Here is a 347-nt window from a genome sequence, read left to right as displayed (position 1 = left end):
GCCGACCGTCTCGACAATGCCCTCCGCTTCGAGGCCGAGGCCCGACGGCAGCGATGGCGTCTCGATGTAAGTGCCCTTGCGCATCGAGGCTTCGGCGCGATTCAGGCCCAGCGCCTTGACGCTGATCCGCACCTCGCCCGGACCGGGCCGCGGCACCTCGACATCTTCGATATGCAGCACTTCCGGGCCGCCGTGACTGTGAAAGCGAACAACCTTTGCCATCCGTGCAACTCCAAATCTGCTTGATGGAATTGACTATGATGAGGCATCCAACAGAGATAAATCGTTCAAACGGCAGAGCAGTCGAAACGACAGGTTTTGAATATGGATCGCCTCGAAAGCATGGC

The 347-nt window shown here is 58.8% G+C and carries 1 pseudogene; it reads right to left on the bottom strand.

What is annotated here, in order from left to right:
* Positions 1–222, bottom strand: a pseudogene (locus EN818_RS31235) (NADPH:quinone reductase); the annotation flags it as partial.
* Between the last annotated feature and the right edge of the window lie 125 nt (positions 223–347).

The sequence above is a fragment of the Mesorhizobium sp. M3A.F.Ca.ET.175.01.1.1 genome (assembly GCF_004791945.1).
Lineage (GTDB): Bacteria > Pseudomonadota > Alphaproteobacteria > Rhizobiales > Rhizobiaceae > Mesorhizobium.
Note: the sequence above shows the minus strand (reverse complement) of the source record. Positions and strands in the feature narration are given on the sequence as shown.